An 18,747-nucleotide genomic window follows, 5' to 3' on the forward strand; every position below is an offset into this window, starting at 1 on the left:
TCAGTTTTTTTAAATCAGTCATTCTTCTTACTAATTTCTTGTCTATAATTATCTAATAAACTTGGCCAATCGGTTTGAATGATGTCACACCCTTTTTCAACAAGTTTTCCCCAACCGTAAGCAGGTCCTTTAATGATGGATTGGTCATCATCATACTTTGCATACAATACGTCCTTATGATTCAGTACAATGGCATTTAGCCAAATAAATAATTCCCTTTCTTTAATACCGCGGATGATATCATCTTGAAAGAATACACTATCCCTATCTTCTGCAATTAATTCCATGCCTGTCAAATTAATATCTTCATAGCTTAGAACTTCATCTATTTCATCTAATTTTTTCACAATTGGCATGTAGGGATACTTTACAGGGTGCTGTTCCAAAATAGATAGACAACTTTGAATGACTGGGGATTTTAAAATAATTTGATCTGCCATGTCAAACTGATCTAGGAAAGGAAGCAATGTATTCCAATCATCCCAAGAACGGTCTAAATTGAGGAGCATGCCGCTGCCTTTTAAGCTCGTTAAGACATTTTCTAATTTTTCTACTTTATAATTGACAACTTGTCCGATATTATTTCGATAGTTTAAAGACTCAATGAACACAGAATCCATTTGCCTGATATTTTTATCCTGTCCCAGAAGCCTGCGCTCATTTCCATCATGGAATAAATAAAATTTTCCATCACTTGAGCGAACCACATCAATTTCTAAAATATCTGCGCCGGATTGCATCGCTGCATAAAAAGCAGGGAGCGTATTTTCAATTATATTTCCCATGCTACTTCCACGATGGACAGCAATTAAAAAGGGCTCCGATCCTAATTTCTTATTTAATAATTTTGTCGTATCATTGTAGTTTTTGTTCCCAATCATGATGTACCTCCATTTTTTAGTTTCCACAATTGCAATTTCATTTCATCGAACTTATCTTGTTATTTGCCTGTCTTTGTTCCTCGGCCATAAACAAGGTAAAGAACAATACTTGAAATGACCATTAATAGTACCGTGTAGACAAAGGTTAATGCTCTTGTATCCTGTAACGCTTCTGGTGATGTACTGTTTTGTATGGTAATTCCTAATGTCTGATAAAATGGATGACTTAAAAACATCGATAAATTATATTCATCCAACGTTGAATTGAATGTTAAGGCAACTAACGCCAAAGCAGAAGGTAAAATAATTGGCAATAACACCTTAAAGAAGGTCCTTATATTGCTTGCTCCTAAATTCTTTGCCGCTTCTTCCAATGAAGTGTCAATGGAATAAAAGGACGCTTTTAACATTCTTAATACAAAAGGAATTTGAACAATAATATAACCAATTAATAATATGCCTACCGTTCCAGTTAATACTTTGTTAAACATTACCGCATTTGGAATGCTATACGTAATAATCAGCCCCATCGCAATTAACACGGAAGGTAACATCCAAGGAATATGAAGAATATATTCGAGAATCGCCGTCCATCTATTGTTATACTTCTGAATTAACCGTGCAATATATAGGATCAACCCTACAACAATGATGGCAGTGAGTGCTGAATAAATGATACTCACAAGGAACGGTTGGTAAGCACTTGCGTTGGTAAATACAGTAATATAGTTTTCTAATGTAAAACTGTCCCATGTTAATTTACCTGTGGCAATCGCCTTGGAATCAGTAAACGAAAATAAAAAGATTAGAACAACTGGCAGTGTATAGAGCACAAATAATACATATGCCATCATGTGAATTATGGCATTGGCAAATTTATTGTTGATCTTTTGTTTCACCAAACTTGTTTTTACTTTTGAAACGGACATATAGTTCCCCTTGGATTCTACTTTTGTCATGACTGCAAGTAGAATCATCGAAGCTAACCCTAGAAAAATAGCTAATAAGGCGGCTAAATCTCTGGAACTGACGATACCGGAAAATGTTAAGATCATCGGTGTGATCGTTTGGAATTCTCCTCCGACCACTTTTGGTGCTGCAAATGCCCCTAATCCTCCGATAAACTGCAAAATAGTCAAGGCAAAAATGGTTGGTTTTAAAACGGGAAGAATCACCTTTCTTATAATGTGGAAATCAGTTGCCCCCATATTTCTTGCAGCTTCAATCGTTTGATAGTCTACTTTTTGCAAGGCATTTAATAAGAAGATGACATAGTTTGATGTACTAGAGAATGTCATAACAAACAAGACGGCCCAAAATCCTTTAAACCAATTCGGGTTCATATCCGGAAAAATGGATAGCAAAAGGTTGGTCACGATTCCTACATCACCATAAATAAATTGATAGCCTGCTACTAATACGATCCCTCCATAGATTAAGGTTGAATAATAGCCAAACCGTAGAAACTTCATTCCCTTGATTTCAAAATAACCCATGATAAATACTAGAAACAGACCAACCATATTCACTGTTATAACCACGGCAATTGCTAAAATAAAGCTGTTCCATAAGCTTCCCATTGCACGTTCAGATTTCATCAACTTTTCAAATGGCTCTAACGTAAAGCCACCATCCTGGAAAAACGTCGCGATTAATAGATTGATATTCGGGTAAATCAGGTAGGCGATACATAGCCACGATAATACAATCCCAATAGCAAGGATAAACAGGTTGTTTTTTAATTTATACTTATTTTGTATTTGCATCATGTCCACCTTCTAATAAGCTAAAATATCTGATGTTTGAAATGCGATTCTTTTTCTACTTCCCAATCCATAATCGTTTGAATTATCTTCTATCTCCATATTTGCGATTCGTTGATTACCTAACTCATAAATGACTTTAGAAGAAATGCCGTGATACTCTTTTTCAACAATTTCTCCTTCTACTATCACGTCATATTTTTTGACATCGACATTTTTAGTTGTCACTTTTCCTGGTCTGATATAAGCTTTTTTCGATGGATCAATCGCTACATTACATTCATTTTTTATTCGCTGTAAAAATGATGGCTGTAAAAAGTTGTTATCGCCAATAAAGTTACAAACAAATTCTGTTTTCGAATGATCAAATATTTCCTTTGGTGTTCCAACCTGTTCAATATTGCCTTTGTTAAATACTGCGATTCGGTCAGACATTGTTAGTGCTTCTTCCTGATCATGCGTAACATAAATGGACGTGATTCCGAATTGCGACTGTAATTTTTTTAATTCTCCTCTAAGTTGTTTTCTTAGCTTAGCATCCAAGTTGGATAACGGTTCGTCAAGCACAAGAATTTTTGGTTTTATTACAAGAGCCCTTGCAATGGCAACCCGCTGCTGTTGGCCGCCTGATAAATCAGATACTTTTTTAAAAAGCTGTTCTTCATTTAAATCTACTTTCCTGGCAATTTCCCTAACTTGTTTATCTACTTCATCTTTTTTGTATTTTCTTAATTGAAGTCCAAATGCTAAATTTTCATATACATTCATGGTTGGAAACAGTGCATAGCTCTGAAATACCATACCTATTTCACGGCGTTCTACAGGAATATCGTTTATTCTCTCTCCATTAACTAGGATGTCGCCATTTGTTGGATTGATAAATCCAACTAAACTCCTAAGCGTCGTTGTTTTCCCACATCCTGAAGGTCCCAGAAGTGTAAAAAACTCGCCTTCTTTAATTTCAAGATTTAAATTGTGAATGGCTGTGAAATCACCAAATTTGATTTGAATATTTTTGAATTCAATCATCTTATTCCCTCCACTAGTTTAGAAAAATGAAACCTTGGTTTTCAACCAAAAACCAAGGCCAATTAACCTTATATATTTATTGAATTTCTAAAGTGATTTTTTCAATCCAAGCGTCAATATTTTCAGTAATGAATTCCCAATCCATGTCTTGCTTCTTCACGGATTCATGTAATGCTTTTACCTCTGGATTAGCTGATTTAGCTGCCTCTATATTCGTTGGCATAGAGTTAAATTCTTTTGCCCATTCTGCTTGTACTTCAGCACTTCCAAACCAGTTAATAAATTCTTCTGCAACCTCTTTATTTTTCGTTCCTTTCACAATCGCAACTTGTTCTGTAACGTATGGTACACCAATTTCAGGGGATACAATACCTGCTTTCACACCATATTCTTCTTCTCTTTGTTGAATTCCGCTTGAGAACATTTGACCGAATGGGGTCGTTCCATTTGCTAAGTTTGCATAAAAAGGAGTACCTTCTGTTGCAAGAGTCCCATTGTCAAAGAACTTCTTAATTTCTTCCCAGCCTTCAGCCGAAATACCAAATTCACCATTTGGATCTTGGTGACGTACTAAAATACCTGCAATGACAGTTCTAGTTGTATCCCCGCCTAAACTAGTTGGTACTTCATATAAACCATGAAATGCTTCATTTTCCCATAATTCTGGCCAGTCAGATGCAGCCGTTTCTTCCGTGTATAAATCAGAATTGTAGATTAATAGAATCGCTTGTTTCACTAATGAATGATAGTAACCTTCAGGGTCGCTTGTCCCCTCTTCTACTTCATCTGCCCAGACAGGGGTGAATGGTTCAAGAACATCTTCATTTTTTAATGCAATATAGTTCATTTCATTTAATCCGTAAACAACATCTGCAATTGGATTTGCTTTTTCTGCAATTAATTTATTTCGAATGTCTCCTCCACCCGCTTCAACGATTTCAATTTTAAATCCTTGTTCAGCAGCTTTTTCCTTCACCCAATCTCCACGACCATCCGATGCAGAATTTGTATAAATTACTAGAGATTTATCTTTTCCTTCCGCAGCTCCCTCGGAGGATTCTTGATTCCCTCCACAAGCTGTTAAAACCATACTAAAAACAAGTGCAACGATTAATAACCACGTTTTCTTCATAAAAAATGATCTCTCCTTTTGTTTTTTGAACGTGTCAATTTTGTCTTGCATGGTTATTATATAAGCTGATTTTTTTTAAAACAATACGATTTACGGAATCTTTAAAATATTAATACATGCTTTACAAATTGAAAAAAATGTTGAAAATAAGGGTGAAAAATAGGGGTTTTTTATATTATTGGAACGTGTCAAATAAAGGTTTTACTGTTTTGTAAAGATTGTAAAGGCCTTTATTTTACTACTTCTATCCGCCAATGATATACTCCAGAATTTCACTTCGAAAAAAGCTCTTATATCAAGGATTGAAGCTCTTTTTGCTGAAATGTCACCATGATTTTAACTCCTCACCAAAAAAATCTATCTAAGCCTAATTTTTGCATCTTTTCATAGACTAATCTAGATTTCTATATATTTGGATTGATTCAGCAAAAAAGCGAAGGCGAGAACTAGATATCCCCTCACGTCTGTATAATTCAAAAATGGTATATTTGTTTTCGGATAACAAAAAGACTACTTCAAAACTGAATCTTGAAGCAGTCTTTACACCTTTTAGTATGAACAATTCTTATATCTACATACAGTTACCCTTCAATCGTTTGTCACTTCTGTAAATCAAACTGAATGTAGTCAGTTGATAATAACTTGGTGACGTTACATTCACGACAAATGTATGAATGCCTTTCTCCAAAATTATTGTAATGAAATACATTTAATGTAATTTGGTTACTTTTACAATTCTTTACACAAACTTCATAAGAAAAGGTATATTTTTTACCTTTGAAATGATTTTTTTACAAAAATAAGGTCTTTTAACCCTTTACTTTATTTCTCGAACTCTCTTTCAGATGACAAATAGTAGATTCGATTTTTCGTTGTTCCATCACTAGGTAAATTCATAGAACGGAGTAGTCTTGAAGCTAAATAGGGAGAGGAAATTTGTAAAAAATCTCTTAGCTTTTTGTTCGTTATCTCAGGGCCGCAAAGGAGAAAATAATCTTTTACTGCAGCAATATGTGCATCTTTCACTTTGTTTTTACATTGAGGACAGTACCACGTACCGTACGCTCTCTCCATTGGAAGATGATGACAAGTAGGACAAAAGACCCCTTTAAGTAGCTCATCATAATGAATGCCATATTGTTCTAGAATCGGTTTATCAAGAGGCGTATGCTGCTTCTTCAAAAGCTTTATCATCCTTTTAATGTCCTTTAACGATATGCGTTCTTCAGGATATTCCTTTTCGATCTGGGTAAATCTTGTTGATAGAAAGTTACGATGGATTACTTTTTGATGAAGGTCCAGGTTTTCAGGAGAGGTGCGAAGAAGTGCTTTCGGATGGGTAAAAACAACGTGAGAGAGAATCGGTATTTCCGGAAATTGATTTTTTCTTAACCACTTTTTTAGTTGCAACTCTTGGCGACTTATTTGAACGATCGGATCTTCAAAGACTGTTTCTTTTCCATCTAACGTTCGAATTAGTTGATGAAATATTGGATCGAAATAGATTTTACCGGCTATATTTTTTACCTCTAGAATCATAATAAAGTTCGTAGATATAACAAATGAATCAAGCTGAAAATAGTGAGTAGAATCATGTAAGCGAAGGTCGTGAAGAATGTAGTAGTCCTTTTCGGATAGGAAGCTTAATGGATAGTCAAGATATGTTTCTCCTTTGTAACCTGAAAGTCTTTTTGATAAATTTTCATTCATGATTGGGCTTTTTGAATGAATTGGTGGTGTCCGGCAAATCAAAGCTTGTAATTTTTCAATTGAAAGGGGAACAGTACGTATTTTAACGATCATTTTATCACTCCTAGCTGGTTTTACCCGCTTATTTCGATGTTTTCTGATAAAATCCTGCTTAAGATTAAGAAAAATTTTGGCGCTAGTAAGATGATTTTGCAACTTTGAAGGGGAATCTTGCAACTCTTAGAGAGAATTTTGCAACCTTTGTGGGGGATTTTGCAACTTAACTTGATAATTTTGCAACTTTGCTATTTTTTCTTGTATTCGATAAAATTCGACACGAATCTCATCTTCATCGTAATTAAAATAACGCCGCATCCCTGCGGCGTTATTTCATATTTACTCTCTCTTCAGCTATCTTTTTGATATACCGATTCCTCGTAATAAAAAATTCCTTCATATACTGCTCTAAAAACACCCGATCTGCGAGCTTACCTACTAGACCAAACGGCGAGGTGTAATCAAATGTATCAATCATGAGTGTTCCATTCGTTTTTTCAATAAATTCGTGGACATGATAAAAGCGTTTGAATGCCCCTTTTTCCATCTCATCGACAAATCGGTTTGGAAAGTCAAATTCAGTAATACGTGCGGTCAGCTTCTGCTTGATTCCAAAATGGATCGCTTCCCACGTTACGGATTCGTTTAACCCGATCAAACCGCTTGTCACACCTGCGATTGCTCGTTCATTCGTTTGACTCGTTGATCGGGTATGTATATCAATATCGCGGGCGACATCAAAGCAGATTTCGCGCGGTGCATAAATAAACATATCTGTCTTAATTATCGGCACAATGATCTTCCTATCTTACTATTTTTTCACTTGTAGTAAGTCAAAACGATTACCGTACAAGTCTTCAAAAACAACTTCTATTCCCCATGGCACTTCTCTTGGCTCGCCAAAGAAGGTAACACCTTTTTCCTTCATTATTGTATAGTCGCGGTTAAGGTCATCTGTTTCAATTACTAAAAATACGTGCTGTGCAGCCTGGGAACCTACACGTTCCTTTTTTGCATCGGTATCTGCTTGAACAAAGACAATCGCTGTTTCACTTCGCTTTGATGGGACAACTGTTACCCAACGCATTCCCTCACCAAACGATTGATCGGAAAGTAGTGTAAAGCCTAATACATTTGTATAATAATCAATTGCCTCATCATAATTGTTTACAAGAATGGTGAGATGTCCAATTTTTCGATTCATTCCGTGACCCCTCTACACTATTCTTTCAGATTAAGCTTCGCGAGCGCATCTGCTAATGCATTGTTTGCAAAACCTTCATCTTGTTTTTTCATATACTTATCCACATCTCGTTTTGATACCTTACTATTTTGATTCTTCTTCCTTCTTGCTTGGAAAGCAGACATTTTTTCGCGATGACCACAGCTACAAGCGAAAATTTGTCCTTCTCCTTCACCTCTAAGCTCCAGCTTTTTGTGACAATTTGGGCAGCGTGCATTGGTTACTTGTGAAACGCCTTTACGATAACCACATTCACGATCCTGACAAACGAGCATTTTCCCCTTTTTACCATTCACCTCAAGAAGGAGCTTGCTACATTCAGGACATTTTTTTCCTGTCACGTTGTCATGCTTGAATCGTTCTTTACTATTTTTTATTTCATTGACAATTTCTTTGGCGTATTGCTTCATTTCATTGATAAACGCTTGCTTCGATAAGGAACCTTTCGCGATTTTTGTCAGCTTTTGCTCCCATTCTGCTGTTAACACTGGTGATCTCAGATCCGCTGGTACGAGCTGCAATAGCTGTTTCCCCTTTGTGGTAATGAAGATCTCTTTGCCCTTCTTTTCAATTAGAAAACTGCTATAAAGCTTTTCGATAATATCTGCTCTCGTCGCAACCGTTCCAAGCCCACCAGTTTCACCAATTGTTTTAATTAAATCCTTGTTTTCTCCAGCCATATATTTCGTTGGATTTTCCATCGCTGACAGAAGAGCCGCTTCATTAAAACGAGCAGGAGGCTTTGTTTCACCTGTTGTTTTCGTTAACGACACAATTGATAATGAATCACCCTTTGATAAGGCCGGTAGCTTTTGCTCCTCCTCATGATCATCATCTGGATAATCACTAAACACTTCTTTCCAGCCTTGGACAATGATTCTTTTGCCCTTAGCTGTAAACCGTTCATCTTCAATTTTTGCCGTTATAACGGTTTGCTCATATTGATGCGCTGGCAAAAGTACGGCTAAAAAGCGCTTGATAACTAAGTCATAAATTTTGCGCTCTTTATCACTTAAAGCGCTAAGTGGTACCGATTCTTCCGTTGGTATGATGGCATGGTGATCGGAAACCTTCGCGTCATCAACAAATGACTTGTTTGCTTTAATTGGTTGCTTTGTAATTTTGGCAATAACTTGGGCGTACTCTTTTGTTCTACATGCTTCGAGTCGATCCTTTATTGTTTCAACAATATCACTTGTTAAGTATCTTGAATCTGTTCGCGGGTATGTCAATACTTTGTGCTGTTCATATAGCTTTTGCATGATCTGGAGCGTCTCTTTTGCAGAATAGCCAAAGCGTTTATTGGCATCACGCTGTAGCTCTGTTAAATCATACAGTGCAGGTGAATACGTCTTTTTCGGTGTTGTTTTCACATCTTCAACAGTTGCTGTTTTCCCTTTTAGCTTAGCTAGAAGTGGATCAATCTTCTCTTCTGCAAATGTTTTTACATCATTTGTTTTAGCATCCTGCCATGTAAGCGTTAGGCTATTAGTGGTCGTTGCTTTCATTCCATAATATTTTTTCGGCTTGAATCCTTTGATTTCCTCTTCACGCTGAGCAATCATCGCAAGAGTTGGTGTTTGCACGCGTCCCGAAGAAAGTTGTGCGTTGTATTTCGTCGTTAATGCACGTGTCGCATTTAATCCAACGATCCAGTCTGCTTCCGATCTAGCAACCGCTGATGCATATAGATTTTCATACTCCTTGCCGTTTCTCAGTTTGCGAAAACCTTCTTTGATCGCTTTATCTGTCACAGATGAAATCCATAACCGCTTGATTGGTTTATTCACGCGCGCCTTTTCAATAATCCAACGAGCGACAAGCTCACCTTCACGACCTGCATCTGTTGCAATAACGATGTCACTTACATCTTTTCTTAAAAGCTGTGATTTTACGGATTGAAATTGTTTGCCTGTTTTTTTAATGACAACAAGCTTAAGTGGCGATGGCAGCATTGGTAAATCCTCTAACCGCCATGATTTATAGTTATCTCCATAGGCTTCAGGATCAGCTAATGTAACAAGATGACCTAGTGCCCATGTCACAATGTATTTGTCTCCTTCAAGAAAGCCATTTCCTTTTTTATGACAATTTAACACTCTAGCCAAATCTCTTCCGACTGATGGTTTTTCAGCTAGAACGACTGTTTTACTCATATAAACATCCTTTCAAAAACCTTTTTACTATTTACCTATTATAAGTTTAATTGCCATAGAAATCTAATTCAGATGAACATTACTATTTTTGTTTCATTCATTACCAGTAGCATAATAAAAAAAACAATAGTAGAATGAGCAAAGATACTGTTTAATCTTGGAGGTTTAATAAAGCAATGAGTCTATTAACTATCGATAATCTTAGTCACAGTTTCGGTGATCGCACTTTATTTAAAGATGTCACTCTCCGCCTTTTACAAGGAGAACGCGTTGGTCTTGTTGGCGCTAATGGTGTAGGGAAATCTACTTTAATGAATATTATAACAGGGCAACTAATTCACGACACAGGTCGTGTTGAATGGACTCCAGGAGTTCGTTATGGTTATCTTGATCAGCATACCGTTTTAACGAAAGGCAAAACAATTCGTGATATTTTAAACGATGCATTTCTTCCGCTTTTTGAGCAAGAGAAGGAATTAAATATTGTCACAGATAAAATGGCAACTGCCACGCCTGAAGAGCTTGAAGAATTATTGAATAAAATGGCAGAAATTCAGGACCGTTTAGATGCAGGTGGCTTCTATTTACTTGATATGAAGGTGGAAGAAACGGCTAGAGGGTTAGGACTTGATGCAATTGGTCTTGATCGTGATGTATCCGCACTAAGTGGTGGGCAACGTACGAAGGTTCTTCTCGCAAAACTTCTATTAGAACAGCCTGATGTTCTATTACTAGATGAGCCGACAAACTACTTGGACGTGGAACATATTCGTTGGTTAAGTTCTTATTTAAGAGACTATCCACATGCATTTCTCTTAATCTCGCATGATACGGAATTTATGAACGGTGTATCTAATGTGATTTTCCAATTAGAATTTTCAAAACTAACACGTTATACAGCTACTTATGAGAAATTCTTAGAGCTTGCTGAGATCAATAAAAATCAACATCTTCATGCATACGAAAAGCAAAAAGAATTCATTAAAAAGCAAGAGGACTTTATTGCCAAAAATAAAGCGCGCTACTCAACAACAGGTCGGGCGAAGAGCCGTCAAAAGCAGTTGGATCGTATTGAGAGGATTGACCGTCCTGAAACAGCGATTAAACCAACGTTCGAGTTTAAAGAATCTAGAAGTAGTAGCCGCTATGTATTTGAAGCAAAGGATCTTGAAATTGGATACAATGAGCCATTATTACCTAAATTAACGATGACGATTGAACGCGGAGAAAAAATCGCCATTGTTGGCGCAAACGGAATTGGAAAATCAACCTTGCTTAAAACGATTCTTGGAAAAATTGATCCTTTAGGTGGAACGACAAATCGCGGTGACTTCTTATTCCCATCTTATTTTGAACAAGAGGTAATCGCAGGATCAATCACACCGATTGATGATGTCTGGAATGCCTTTCCAAATCTTGATCAGCACCAAGTGCGCGCACTTCTAGCACGCGCTGGACTGAAAAACGAGCATATTTCACGCCCGTTAACACAATTAAGTGGTGGCGAGCAAGCGAAAGTGCGCCTATGTAAGCTACAAATGAACGAAAGCAACTGGCTACTCTTTGACGAACCAACAAATCACCTTGACGTTGTAGCAAAGGAAGAGCTAAAACGTGCCATTAAAGCATACAAAGGAACAGTTGTCATGGTATGCCATGAGCCTGATTTTTATGAAGATTGGGTAACAAAGGTTTGGGATATTGAGGATTGGGTGCAGAATAGTTAAAAAAGTAAAACGAGCTTGAAAATCAAGCTCGTTTTACTTTTTTTAATTCAACTTTCTTTTGAATTAAGATTGTTAACTTCTATTTTCAAGACTATGGATTCTCTGTTCTACTACTTTTTTTATTATGATAGCTACCTCATCGTCATTTTACAAGCGAATGTTTAAACGCATAGATGACAGCTTGTGTCCGGTCCTGCACCTCGAGCTTGCTTAAGATGTTGCTCACATGCGTTTTTGCCGTTTTCAAGGCAATAAATAGTTCATCCGCAATTTCTTGATTCGATTTTCCTTCCGCCATTAGCATGAGAATTTCCATTTCTCGTGTTGTTAATTGGTCATGAGGATTTGTTACATTTTTTTGACGCATTTTCATCATCATCTTACCGGTTACTTCGGGCTCTAAAATGGATTGTCCTTGATATGTAGAACGGACAGCATTGGCAATTTCACTTGCTTTAGAAGTTTTTAGTAAGTAGCTAGTAGCACCCGCCTCGAGGGCAGGATATACCTTTTCATCGTCTAAAAAACTTGTGACGATAATGATTTTCGCCTCAGGCCATGATTCGATAATTTGCTTTGTTGCTTCAATCCCGTCCATCTCTTTCATCACTAAATCCATTAAAATGACATCTGGGCGGAGGTCTAAACAAAGCTCAACACCTTTCTTGCCATCATCCGCTTCACCAATGACTTCAATATCTGGCTGTGCAGATAAATACGATGAGACGCCAATTCGTACCATTTCATGATCATCAACAAATACTACTTTAATCAATCTCCATCACCCTCTACTGCAAGTACAGGAACCTTTACTTCTAAACGTGTTCCCTTATTTTTTAAGCTCACAATCTTCAACGTTCCACCAATTTCAACCGCTCGCTCATGCATATTCTGTAAGCCATATGAACCTGTTTTTCCTTCATTCATCTCAAAGCCAACGCCATCATCAGACACTCTCATAATGACAAAACTGTCTCGCTTAATGATTAAGACATCAAGGCTTGATGCCTTTGCGTGACGAAGTGTGTTCGAGACAGATTCTTGAAGAATCCGGAATAAATGATCCTCAACCCCTTTATCCAACGGGATCGGCTCGATTTTCCACTTTATGTTCATTGTCACCTTTTGCAGTAATTCCATCAAGAGCTCTTGAACACCCTCTTGGAGTGTTTTCCCTTTTAAAGCGACAGGACGTAAATGCAAAAGCAGCGCCCTCATTTCAAGCTGTGATTGATGAATGGTTTCCTCTACTAGCTTCAGCTGCTTCGTCTCTCTATCATCTGCTGCTGGCCTAGACTCTGTAATCGCAGACATCATCATCGAAGCCGCAAATAGCTGTTGGCTAACGGAATCATGAAGCTCACGTGCTAATCGATTTCTTTCCTGTGAGACCATTTCTTGAATCACTTTCTCCTGGTCCTCCGCTTTTTCATTTGCAAGCTTTTGGGAAAGCTTTATTTGCTCTAGCATTTGATTTTGCACTTTTTCAATTCTGATCCAAATATCATGGATCTCAGGTAATACTTGTTGCTTGGAAGGAAGAGACCGTCCTTTTTCAAGTTCCCGTATCGCGGTTTCAATCGTCATAAATTGCTTTTTCCAAAAGAAACCTGAAAATGCACCAAAACAGACACCTGCTAAAATGCTCATACTTGGAACAATGTAGATAAAAGGTAAATCCGCTACCTTTTGCTCCCAAAGTGAACTCCAGTTTCCTAATGGAAATGCCATAAAAAACATAACGGAAAATAAAACAAAGACGATAAGTGAGAAAAGAGCACCAATGAGAATCTGCCGTTGCATAATGCTCATACTCGCTTCACCTCAAGTTTACCAGAGATAAGTGAGGTGATGAGCTTTACTTTCTGTTCTGCCTGCTCATAATCTGCTGTTTCATAAACAATCGTCTCGTTAACAGTTCTCTGCTCCTGCTCCTGTAAAATAGCCACTGTTCCAGCTATGACAGAGTGATTGATATGAACCCCCACCTCATACGGTACAAGGATTTGAACATTACCGACTAAGCTTCGAATTGAGATAATAGCCTCACCTTTAGGTAAAACCGTATCACTTAGATCAATCACTGTGTTTCCAATACCCACCTGAATGTTAACATCATTCCATTCATACACATGTTCCGGTGTCTTTTGGCTTGTAAAAAACTTATTTTCAAAGATTTTTTGTTTTTTAAAAAGGATTCCAGAGTCAGCTTCAGATTTTTGTTCCAAAATAATCGGCTTTATCTGCTTAGGCTGCTTTTGCGATTGGAAAAACTGAACAACAAGATAAAGAAGAGCGACACATAAAAAGTAACGAAAGCTCATCATGTTCAGAACCGTTATAATAAGCCATAACCAGCCAATCCAATATAATAATTTACCTAGAAAACGCGGCCTCCACTTCTTCCCTAAGTAAATACAACCAATGGATAAAATAAAGGTTACAATTAAACCACCATTAAAAAACAGGATTTCTAAAACAAGAAGGAGAATTCCTACTAAGACAATCCAATTCAAATAATCAGTTTTCATATTACGCATCACGAGGTTCCTCCTTCCTGATTGACAGCGCTAGTTAAGAAAAGCGCAAGCGCCTTGTTCAGCCTCGGGCAAATAAGACGCTCTTGAATAGAAGGTGTTTTTTACCTTCAATTCAAGAGTGGCTTAGACCCAAGAGGGGCTGGACGCTTGCGCTGGACACGAAAACTAAGTCAAAAAATTTATACTTTTCTTATCCGTGTACATAAGACACTTCATAAAAGAAGGTAATCGTCACCTTGTCTTATGAAGTAGCTTAGACTCGAAACATGCTTAGCTATTTTCATTTGATGCTAAAATAAGGCGTATGTCCTTACGCCTTATTAGCATACCATTTTTTTATTATGAAATCGTCTTTGTTTCTTCATTTTTCAGTTGCTTTTCTAGCTGTGCAATTCGTCCATCAATTGTATTACGGTGGTACGAAGTATTCACTTGGTGTTCTAAACGATCAAGATAACCTTCCATCTCTTCAAAGCGAGAATATGCTTTTGTCGAATAGCTGTTGTTTTCCACTACTTTGTTCATACGGTGGTGAGCGCGAGCCATATTTTCTCTACCCATCAGCTCCATGCGTTTAATGTGCATATCTTTAAGCTTATGCTTCATCTCCTCATATTTCTGTTCAAGCTCTTCTAGCTGACGGTTTGTTTGCTGACGTGATTCATTTAAACGTGCAACACGTTCCTCATAATGAGTCTGCTCTTTTATAGCAAATTCATAAAGATCTGTTTCACCAGCTTTTAAGGCAATTTCAGCTTGATGCTTACGCTTTTCAGCTAAATGAAGGGCCTCATTATACTCACGATTAAACTCTTCTTTTAATAGATATTGACGTTCGACTAGCTTACGCACCTTTTCCGTTTCAGCCTCACATTGTCTTAAATAATGGTTCAGTACTGAGATTGGATTTTTTTGTTCCTTATGATCTAATGCCTCATGTAAATCAGCTGCAATTGAGTCCTTGATTCGCGTAAAAATGTTTGCCATTTTCATCTCTCCTTTATATTTAAGGTAAGGGGATGGAACCCGCTTATTCCTTTTATTACTTTTTATTTAATCTGAAATTAAGTTTTGTATGGTTCATTTTTGTTGTTTCTTGCTTGTATCATTAAGTTGGATCTTATAGGTTGCCTTTTAAATCATTCCATTCCTTTTCAAAGTTCGTGAATGGATCATTATCTTCCTTTATTTTTGCAGCCTTGGGTTTGTTCCAATTTTTATAGACAACATATAAGATATAAACAGCAACAAATCCTAAAATAGCTGGCAGGTTAGATGCTGATGCAAATAATGCAATAATACCAATGGTCGCCCATATTATTTTAGTAAATGTCGAATTTGTTTTGATGAAACCCTTATATGCGAAATACATGATGAGTAGACTGATCCCAAGTGCAATCATAGGAGCAAGGTTAGAAAGTAAGACGATTACCGCCACCCCGCCTAAAAGTAAGTAACCAAATTTTTTCATTTCTTGTTTCCTCCTTTCGTTTTGCTATGTCCTTATCTTACCTACATTTAAGATTCCTCATAACGAGCTCTAGCTTTATTTTCATCTAAGGCTTAAGACGTAGGCTGAATGAGCCCAATGATTTTCACTCGATGTATACATGTTTTTTAGAGAATTGGTAAAAATATGTAGAAATATATATTTTATCGAAGGAGGGTGTACATTGACTGAAAAACTCCCACAAGAAAACATGCCGTATAGCCCAGAATCTTTCTGGATAAAGTCAGCAGAGTTACCGACTTTTCCATCCCTATCCATTGATACTGAAGTTGATGCAGCTATTGTAGGTGGTGGAATTACTGGTATCACAGCCGCATATTTGTTAGCAAAACAAGGATTAAAAGTCGCCGTAATCGAAGCAGATCGTGTACTTAATGGTACAACAGGGCATACAACCGCAAAAATCACAGCACAGCACGGGTTAATCTATGATGAATTAATTCAACATATGGGAGAGGAAAAAGCGAAGCAATATTATGAAGCAAACGATGATGCACTTCGTTTTATTCGCCAAACAGCGAAAGAGCTACAAATCGAATGTGACATAACTGAAGAAGATGCCTATATGTATGCGGTTAGTGATGAATATGCCCGAAAAATCATGAAGGAGTATGAAGCTTATCAAAAACTAGGTGTACATAGTGAATTTTCTGAAGGTATCCCCTTACCTTTGGATGTTAAGGGTGCTGTCATTATGAAAAATCAAGGTCAATTCCACCCTGTAAATTACTTAAAGGGGCTCGTAAATGAAGTAACGAATTCGGGTGGAAAGATCTACGAACAAACGGTAGCAATCGATATTGATCAAACAATGCCAAAACCAATGATTATTACACGCGAGGGATATCGAGTTACTTGTAAGTATGCCATTGCTTGCTCACATTTCCCTTTCTTTGACGGCAAAGGATTTTATTTCACAAAATTGCATGCCGAGCGATCCTACGTTTTAGGTGTACGAACAAAACAGCAATTTCCCGGCGGTATGTATTATAGTGCAGATTCTCCTGCTCGTTCATTGCGCTCCACACCATATAAAGAGGAAAAGTTAGTATTAATAGGCGGTGATGGTCATAAAACGGGTGAAGGCACTTCGACATCGATGCATTACAAGGCACTGGAGAAATTCGGAGAGGATATTTTAGGAATTGAGGAAATCAACTATCGATGGTCTGCACAGGATCTCTATACATTAGACAAGGTTCCTTATGTTGGGCCAATTACGTCGAACAAGCCTAATATTCTCGTTGCCACAGGCTATCGAAAATGGGGAATGTCAAACGGAACAGCTGCAGCTAAATTGCTTAGTGATCTTGTCCTAGAAAGAGAAAATCCCTATCAAGAATTATATAGTCCAGCGAGATTTTACGCAGATCCAAGTATCAAAAAGTTCCTGATGCAAAACTTAAACGTCGCTGGTCACCTAATTGAAGGAAAAATTGATATTGCAGATAAAAGAATTGCCGATATTGGCAATGATGAAGGTTCAGTTGTTGTAATCAACGGAAAACGTGCGGGCTGTTATAAAGATCACGAAGGAAATATTAATCTTGTTGATACAACCTGTACTCATTTAGGCTGTGAAGTTGAGTGGAATAGTGGTGACCGCTCTTGGGATTGCCCATGTCACGGGTCGAGGTTTTCTGTTCAAGGTGATGTCATTGAAGGACCTGCAAAGAAGTCATTAAAGCGCGTGGATTTGAATTAACTGTTTTGAATTTTGGGAAATAGAAACAATGCAAAGCAGATTGTTTTTTGTCATAAATGAAAATCCCGATTTATTTTATTAATAAATCGGGATTTTTTATGAGGTACAGTTTGAGAGTAACAACTATGTAGCCTTTTTGCGATTCGCCGGCAACCATCGAGATCATTGCCTTTTTTGCGGCTTTTAGGCACATTTAGGAGCTTTTCATTACCTCTAGCGCCCTTTTTCGAGACTCACGGGCACATTTGTATTCCTTTGATAACAAAACATAACCATATTGTTCTTCAAATTAATGTAACTATAATCATAAAGGAACTAATTTCGCATGGAACTTTAAAACCCTTTTACATTAGCCCATAAAACTAGATAAAGGCTTCAAATCAGGCTTTACTTAAAATCACTACTTTCTTTCGTACAACAAAAAGAGCGATTACTTTAATAGTAACCGCTCTTTGGTAGTAGGACAAATATATATATATCTAGGGTTTTTAAAATTACACTATTTTGAGGATTAAAACCTTTTTTAACCACTCAACCATTTTCCATAAAAATGGCTCCGCAGGTAGGACTCGAACCTACGACCGATCGGTTAACAGCCGATAGCTCTACCACTGAGCTACTGCGGAATAAATCTAAAAAAGTGGGCCTAAATGGACTCGAACCATCGACCTCACGCTTATCAGGCGTGCGCTCTAACCAGCTGAGCTATAGGCCCATTAAAACTTATAAGCGGGTGAAGGGAATCGAACCCTCATCATCAGCTTGGAAGGCTGAGGTTTTACCACTAAACTACACCCGCGTGAAACGATTTGGAGGCACCACCCGGATTTGAACCGGGGATAAAGGTTTTGCAGACCTCTGCCTTACCACTTGGCTATGATGCCTTAAATATGGCTGGGCTAGCTGGATTTGAACCAACGCATGTCGCAGTCAAAGTGCGATGCCTTACCGCTTGGCTATAGCCCATTAATTTATTTTTAAAATAAATGGGGCGACTGATGGGAATCGAACCCACGAATGCCTGAACCACAATCAGGTGCGTTAACCACTTCGCCACAATCGCCATTACTATATGGTGGAGGGGGGCAGATTCGAACTGCCGAACCCGAAGGAGCGGATTTACAGTCCGCCGCGTTTAGCCACTTCGCTACCCCTCCGTATTTTTTAAATTTTTAGATAATTAAATTCAAATGGTGGCTCAGGACGGAATCGAACCGCCGACACATGGATTTTCAGTCCATTGCTCTACCAACTGAGCTACTGAGCCATACAGTTTATGGCTTCCACTAAACTTCGAATCTCTGCGTCAGCTCTT

General features: G+C 37.7%; 15 protein-coding genes and 8 tRNA genes. 2 read left to right on the forward strand and 21 right to left on the reverse strand.

Going from position 1 to position 18,747, the window contains the following annotated elements; genetic code table 11:
• Positions 1–14 precede the first annotated feature (14 nt).
• The 8 genes from K9V48_RS16420 to K9V48_RS16455 form a co-directional block, all read right to left on the reverse strand.
• Positions 15–881: a glycerophosphodiester phosphodiesterase family protein gene (locus K9V48_RS16420; RefSeq protein WP_224140114.1), complete on the reverse strand. Its 867-nt coding sequence runs from the start codon at positions 879–881 to the stop codon at positions 15–17.
• Between the two features lie 59 nt (positions 882–940).
• Positions 941–2,647: an ABC transporter permease gene (locus K9V48_RS16425; protein WP_224140115.1), complete on the reverse strand. Its 1,707-nt coding sequence runs from the start codon at positions 2,645–2,647 to the stop codon at positions 941–943.
• Positions 2,648–2,659: 12 nt separating this feature from the next.
• Positions 2,660–3,673 (reverse strand): ABC transporter ATP-binding protein, encoded by a 1,014-nt coding sequence (locus K9V48_RS16430; protein ID WP_224140116.1) that lies wholly within the window; start codon positions 3,671–3,673, stop codon positions 2,660–2,662.
• A 76-nt stretch (positions 3,674–3,749) separates the two neighbouring features.
• The gene (locus tag K9V48_RS16435; RefSeq protein WP_224140117.1) at positions 3,750–4,805 is read right to left on the reverse strand and encodes an extracellular solute-binding protein; all 1,056 of its coding nucleotides are present in this window, start codon (positions 4,803–4,805) and stop codon (positions 3,750–3,752) included.
• Between the two features lie 822 nt (positions 4,806–5,627).
• On the reverse strand, positions 5,628–6,608 hold the full coding sequence (locus tag K9V48_RS16440) for a nuclease-related domain-containing protein (protein ID WP_224140118.1): 981 nt from the start codon (positions 6,606–6,608) through the stop codon (positions 5,628–5,630).
• A 271-nt stretch (positions 6,609–6,879) separates the two neighbouring features.
• Positions 6,880–7,344, reverse strand: coding sequence for an SRPBCC family protein (locus tag K9V48_RS16445; RefSeq protein WP_224140119.1), 465 nt, complete (start codon positions 7,342–7,344; stop codon positions 6,880–6,882).
• An 18-nt stretch (positions 7,345–7,362) separates the two neighbouring features.
• A complete protein-coding gene (locus K9V48_RS16450; RefSeq protein WP_224140120.1) occupies positions 7,363–7,755 on the reverse strand; it encodes a VOC family protein in 393 nt (130 codons plus the stop codon).
• Between the two features lie 17 nt (positions 7,756–7,772).
• Positions 7,773–9,950, reverse strand: a complete 2,178-nt coding sequence (locus tag K9V48_RS16455; RefSeq protein WP_224140121.1) for a DNA topoisomerase III — start codon at positions 9,948–9,950, stop codon at positions 7,773–7,775.
• 176 nt (positions 9,951–10,126) lie between these two features.
• Between K9V48_RS16455 and K9V48_RS16460 the strand changes: the two genes are divergently transcribed.
• Entirely contained in the window at positions 10,127–11,677 is a 1,551-nt protein-coding gene (locus tag K9V48_RS16460; protein WP_224140122.1) for an ABC-F family ATP-binding cassette domain-containing protein, read from the forward strand.
• Between the two features lie 142 nt (positions 11,678–11,819).
• On the opposite strand, the gene K9V48_RS16465 is transcribed toward K9V48_RS16460, so the two are convergent.
• The 5 genes from K9V48_RS16465 to K9V48_RS16485 form a co-directional block, all read right to left on the reverse strand.
• Positions 11,820–12,452: a response regulator transcription factor gene (locus tag K9V48_RS16465; RefSeq protein WP_224140123.1), complete on the reverse strand. Its 633-nt coding sequence runs from the start codon at positions 12,450–12,452 to the stop codon at positions 11,820–11,822.
• The gene (locus tag K9V48_RS16470) at positions 12,449–13,489 is read right to left on the reverse strand and encodes a sensor histidine kinase (RefSeq protein ID WP_224140124.1); all 1,041 of its coding nucleotides are present in this window, start codon (positions 13,487–13,489) and stop codon (positions 12,449–12,451) included. Before K9V48_RS16470 ends, K9V48_RS16465 begins: the two co-directional genes overlap by 4 nt.
• On the reverse strand, positions 13,486–14,217 hold the full coding sequence (gene liaF, locus K9V48_RS16475) for a cell wall-active antibiotics response protein LiaF (protein WP_224140125.1): 732 nt from the start codon (positions 14,215–14,217) through the stop codon (positions 13,486–13,488). The genes K9V48_RS16470 and liaF overlap by 4 nt, the downstream gene beginning before the upstream one ends.
• Before the next feature lie 339 nt (positions 14,218–14,556).
• On the reverse strand, positions 14,557–15,204 hold the full coding sequence (locus tag K9V48_RS16480; protein ID WP_224140126.1) for a PspA/IM30 family protein: 648 nt from the start codon (positions 15,202–15,204) through the stop codon (positions 14,557–14,559).
• Between the two features lie 133 nt (positions 15,205–15,337).
• Entirely contained in the window at positions 15,338–15,688 is a 351-nt protein-coding gene (locus K9V48_RS16485) for a lmo0954 family membrane protein (protein WP_224140127.1), read from the reverse strand.
• Between the two features lie 229 nt (positions 15,689–15,917).
• On the opposite strand from K9V48_RS16485, the gene K9V48_RS16490 reads away from it, so the two are divergent.
• Positions 15,918–17,432 carry an FAD-dependent oxidoreductase gene (locus K9V48_RS16490; protein ID WP_224140130.1) on the forward strand — a complete coding sequence of 505 codons (1,515 nt, stop codon included), beginning with the start codon at positions 15,918–15,920 and terminating at the stop codon, positions 17,430–17,432.
• Positions 17,433–17,983: 551 nt separating this feature from the next.
• On the opposite strand, the gene K9V48_RS16495 is transcribed toward K9V48_RS16490, so the two are convergent.
• The 8 genes from K9V48_RS16495 to K9V48_RS16530 form a co-directional block, all read right to left on the reverse strand.
• Positions 17,984–18,058: transfer RNA gene (locus K9V48_RS16495), tRNA-Asn, on the reverse strand.
• Between the two features lie 15 nt (positions 18,059–18,073).
• Positions 18,074–18,147, reverse strand: a tRNA-Ile gene (locus K9V48_RS16500).
• Positions 18,148–18,160: 13 nt separating this feature from the next.
• A tRNA-Gly gene (locus K9V48_RS16505) sits at positions 18,161–18,231 on the reverse strand.
• A gap of 11 nt (positions 18,232–18,242) precedes the next feature.
• A tRNA-Cys gene (locus K9V48_RS16510) sits at positions 18,243–18,316 on the reverse strand.
• 7 nt (positions 18,317–18,323) lie between these two features.
• Positions 18,324–18,398 (reverse strand) — tRNA-Gln (locus K9V48_RS16515).
• A 21-nt stretch (positions 18,399–18,419) separates the two neighbouring features.
• Positions 18,420–18,495, reverse strand: a tRNA-His gene (locus K9V48_RS16520).
• 10 nt (positions 18,496–18,505) lie between these two features.
• A tRNA-Tyr gene (locus K9V48_RS16525) sits at positions 18,506–18,589 on the reverse strand.
• Positions 18,590–18,623: 34 nt separating this feature from the next.
• A tRNA-Phe gene (locus K9V48_RS16530) sits at positions 18,624–18,699 on the reverse strand.
• Positions 18,700–18,747: the final 48 nt, after the last annotated feature.

The organism is Metabacillus rhizolycopersici (assembly GCF_020075705.1).

Coding starts and splice junctions, on each gene's coding strand:
- K9V48_RS16460 (WP_224140122.1), top strand. CDS start 10,127: ATGAGTCTATTAACTATCGATAATCTTAGTCACAGTTTCGGTGATCGC.
- K9V48_RS16435 (WP_224140117.1), bottom strand. CDS start 4,805: ATGAAGAAAACGTGGTTATTAATCGTTGCACTTGTTTTTAGTATGGTT.
- K9V48_RS16440 (WP_224140118.1), bottom strand. CDS start 6,608: ATGATCGTTAAAATACGTACTGTTCCCCTTTCAATTGAAAAATTACAA.
- K9V48_RS16420 (WP_224140114.1), bottom strand. CDS start 881: ATGATTGGGAACAAAAACTACAATGATACGACAAAATTATTAAATAAG.
- K9V48_RS16455 (WP_224140121.1), bottom strand. CDS start 9,950: ATGAGTAAAACAGTCGTTCTAGCTGAAAAACCATCAGTCGGAAGAGAT.
- liaF (WP_224140125.1), bottom strand. CDS start 14,217: ATGCGTAATATGAAAACTGATTATTTGAATTGGATTGTCTTAGTAGGA.
- K9V48_RS16480 (WP_224140126.1), bottom strand. CDS start 15,204: ATGGCAAACATTTTTACGCGAATCAAGGACTCAATTGCAGCTGATTTA.
- K9V48_RS16425 (WP_224140115.1), bottom strand. CDS start 2,647: ATGCAAATACAAAATAAGTATAAATTAAAAAACAACCTGTTTATCCTT.
- K9V48_RS16490 (WP_224140130.1), top strand. CDS start 15,918: ATGCCGTATAGCCCAGAATCTTTCTGGATAAAGTCAGCAGAGTTACCG.
- K9V48_RS16430 (WP_224140116.1), bottom strand. CDS start 3,673: ATGATTGAATTCAAAAATATTCAAATCAAATTTGGTGATTTCACAGCC.
- K9V48_RS16470 (WP_224140124.1), bottom strand. CDS start 13,489: ATGAGCATTATGCAACGGCAGATTCTCATTGGTGCTCTTTTCTCACTT.
- K9V48_RS16450 (WP_224140120.1), bottom strand. CDS start 7,755: ATGAATCGAAAAATTGGACATCTCACCATTCTTGTAAACAATTATGAT.
- K9V48_RS16485 (WP_224140127.1), bottom strand. CDS start 15,688: ATGAAAAAATTTGGTTACTTACTTTTAGGCGGGGTGGCGGTAATCGTC.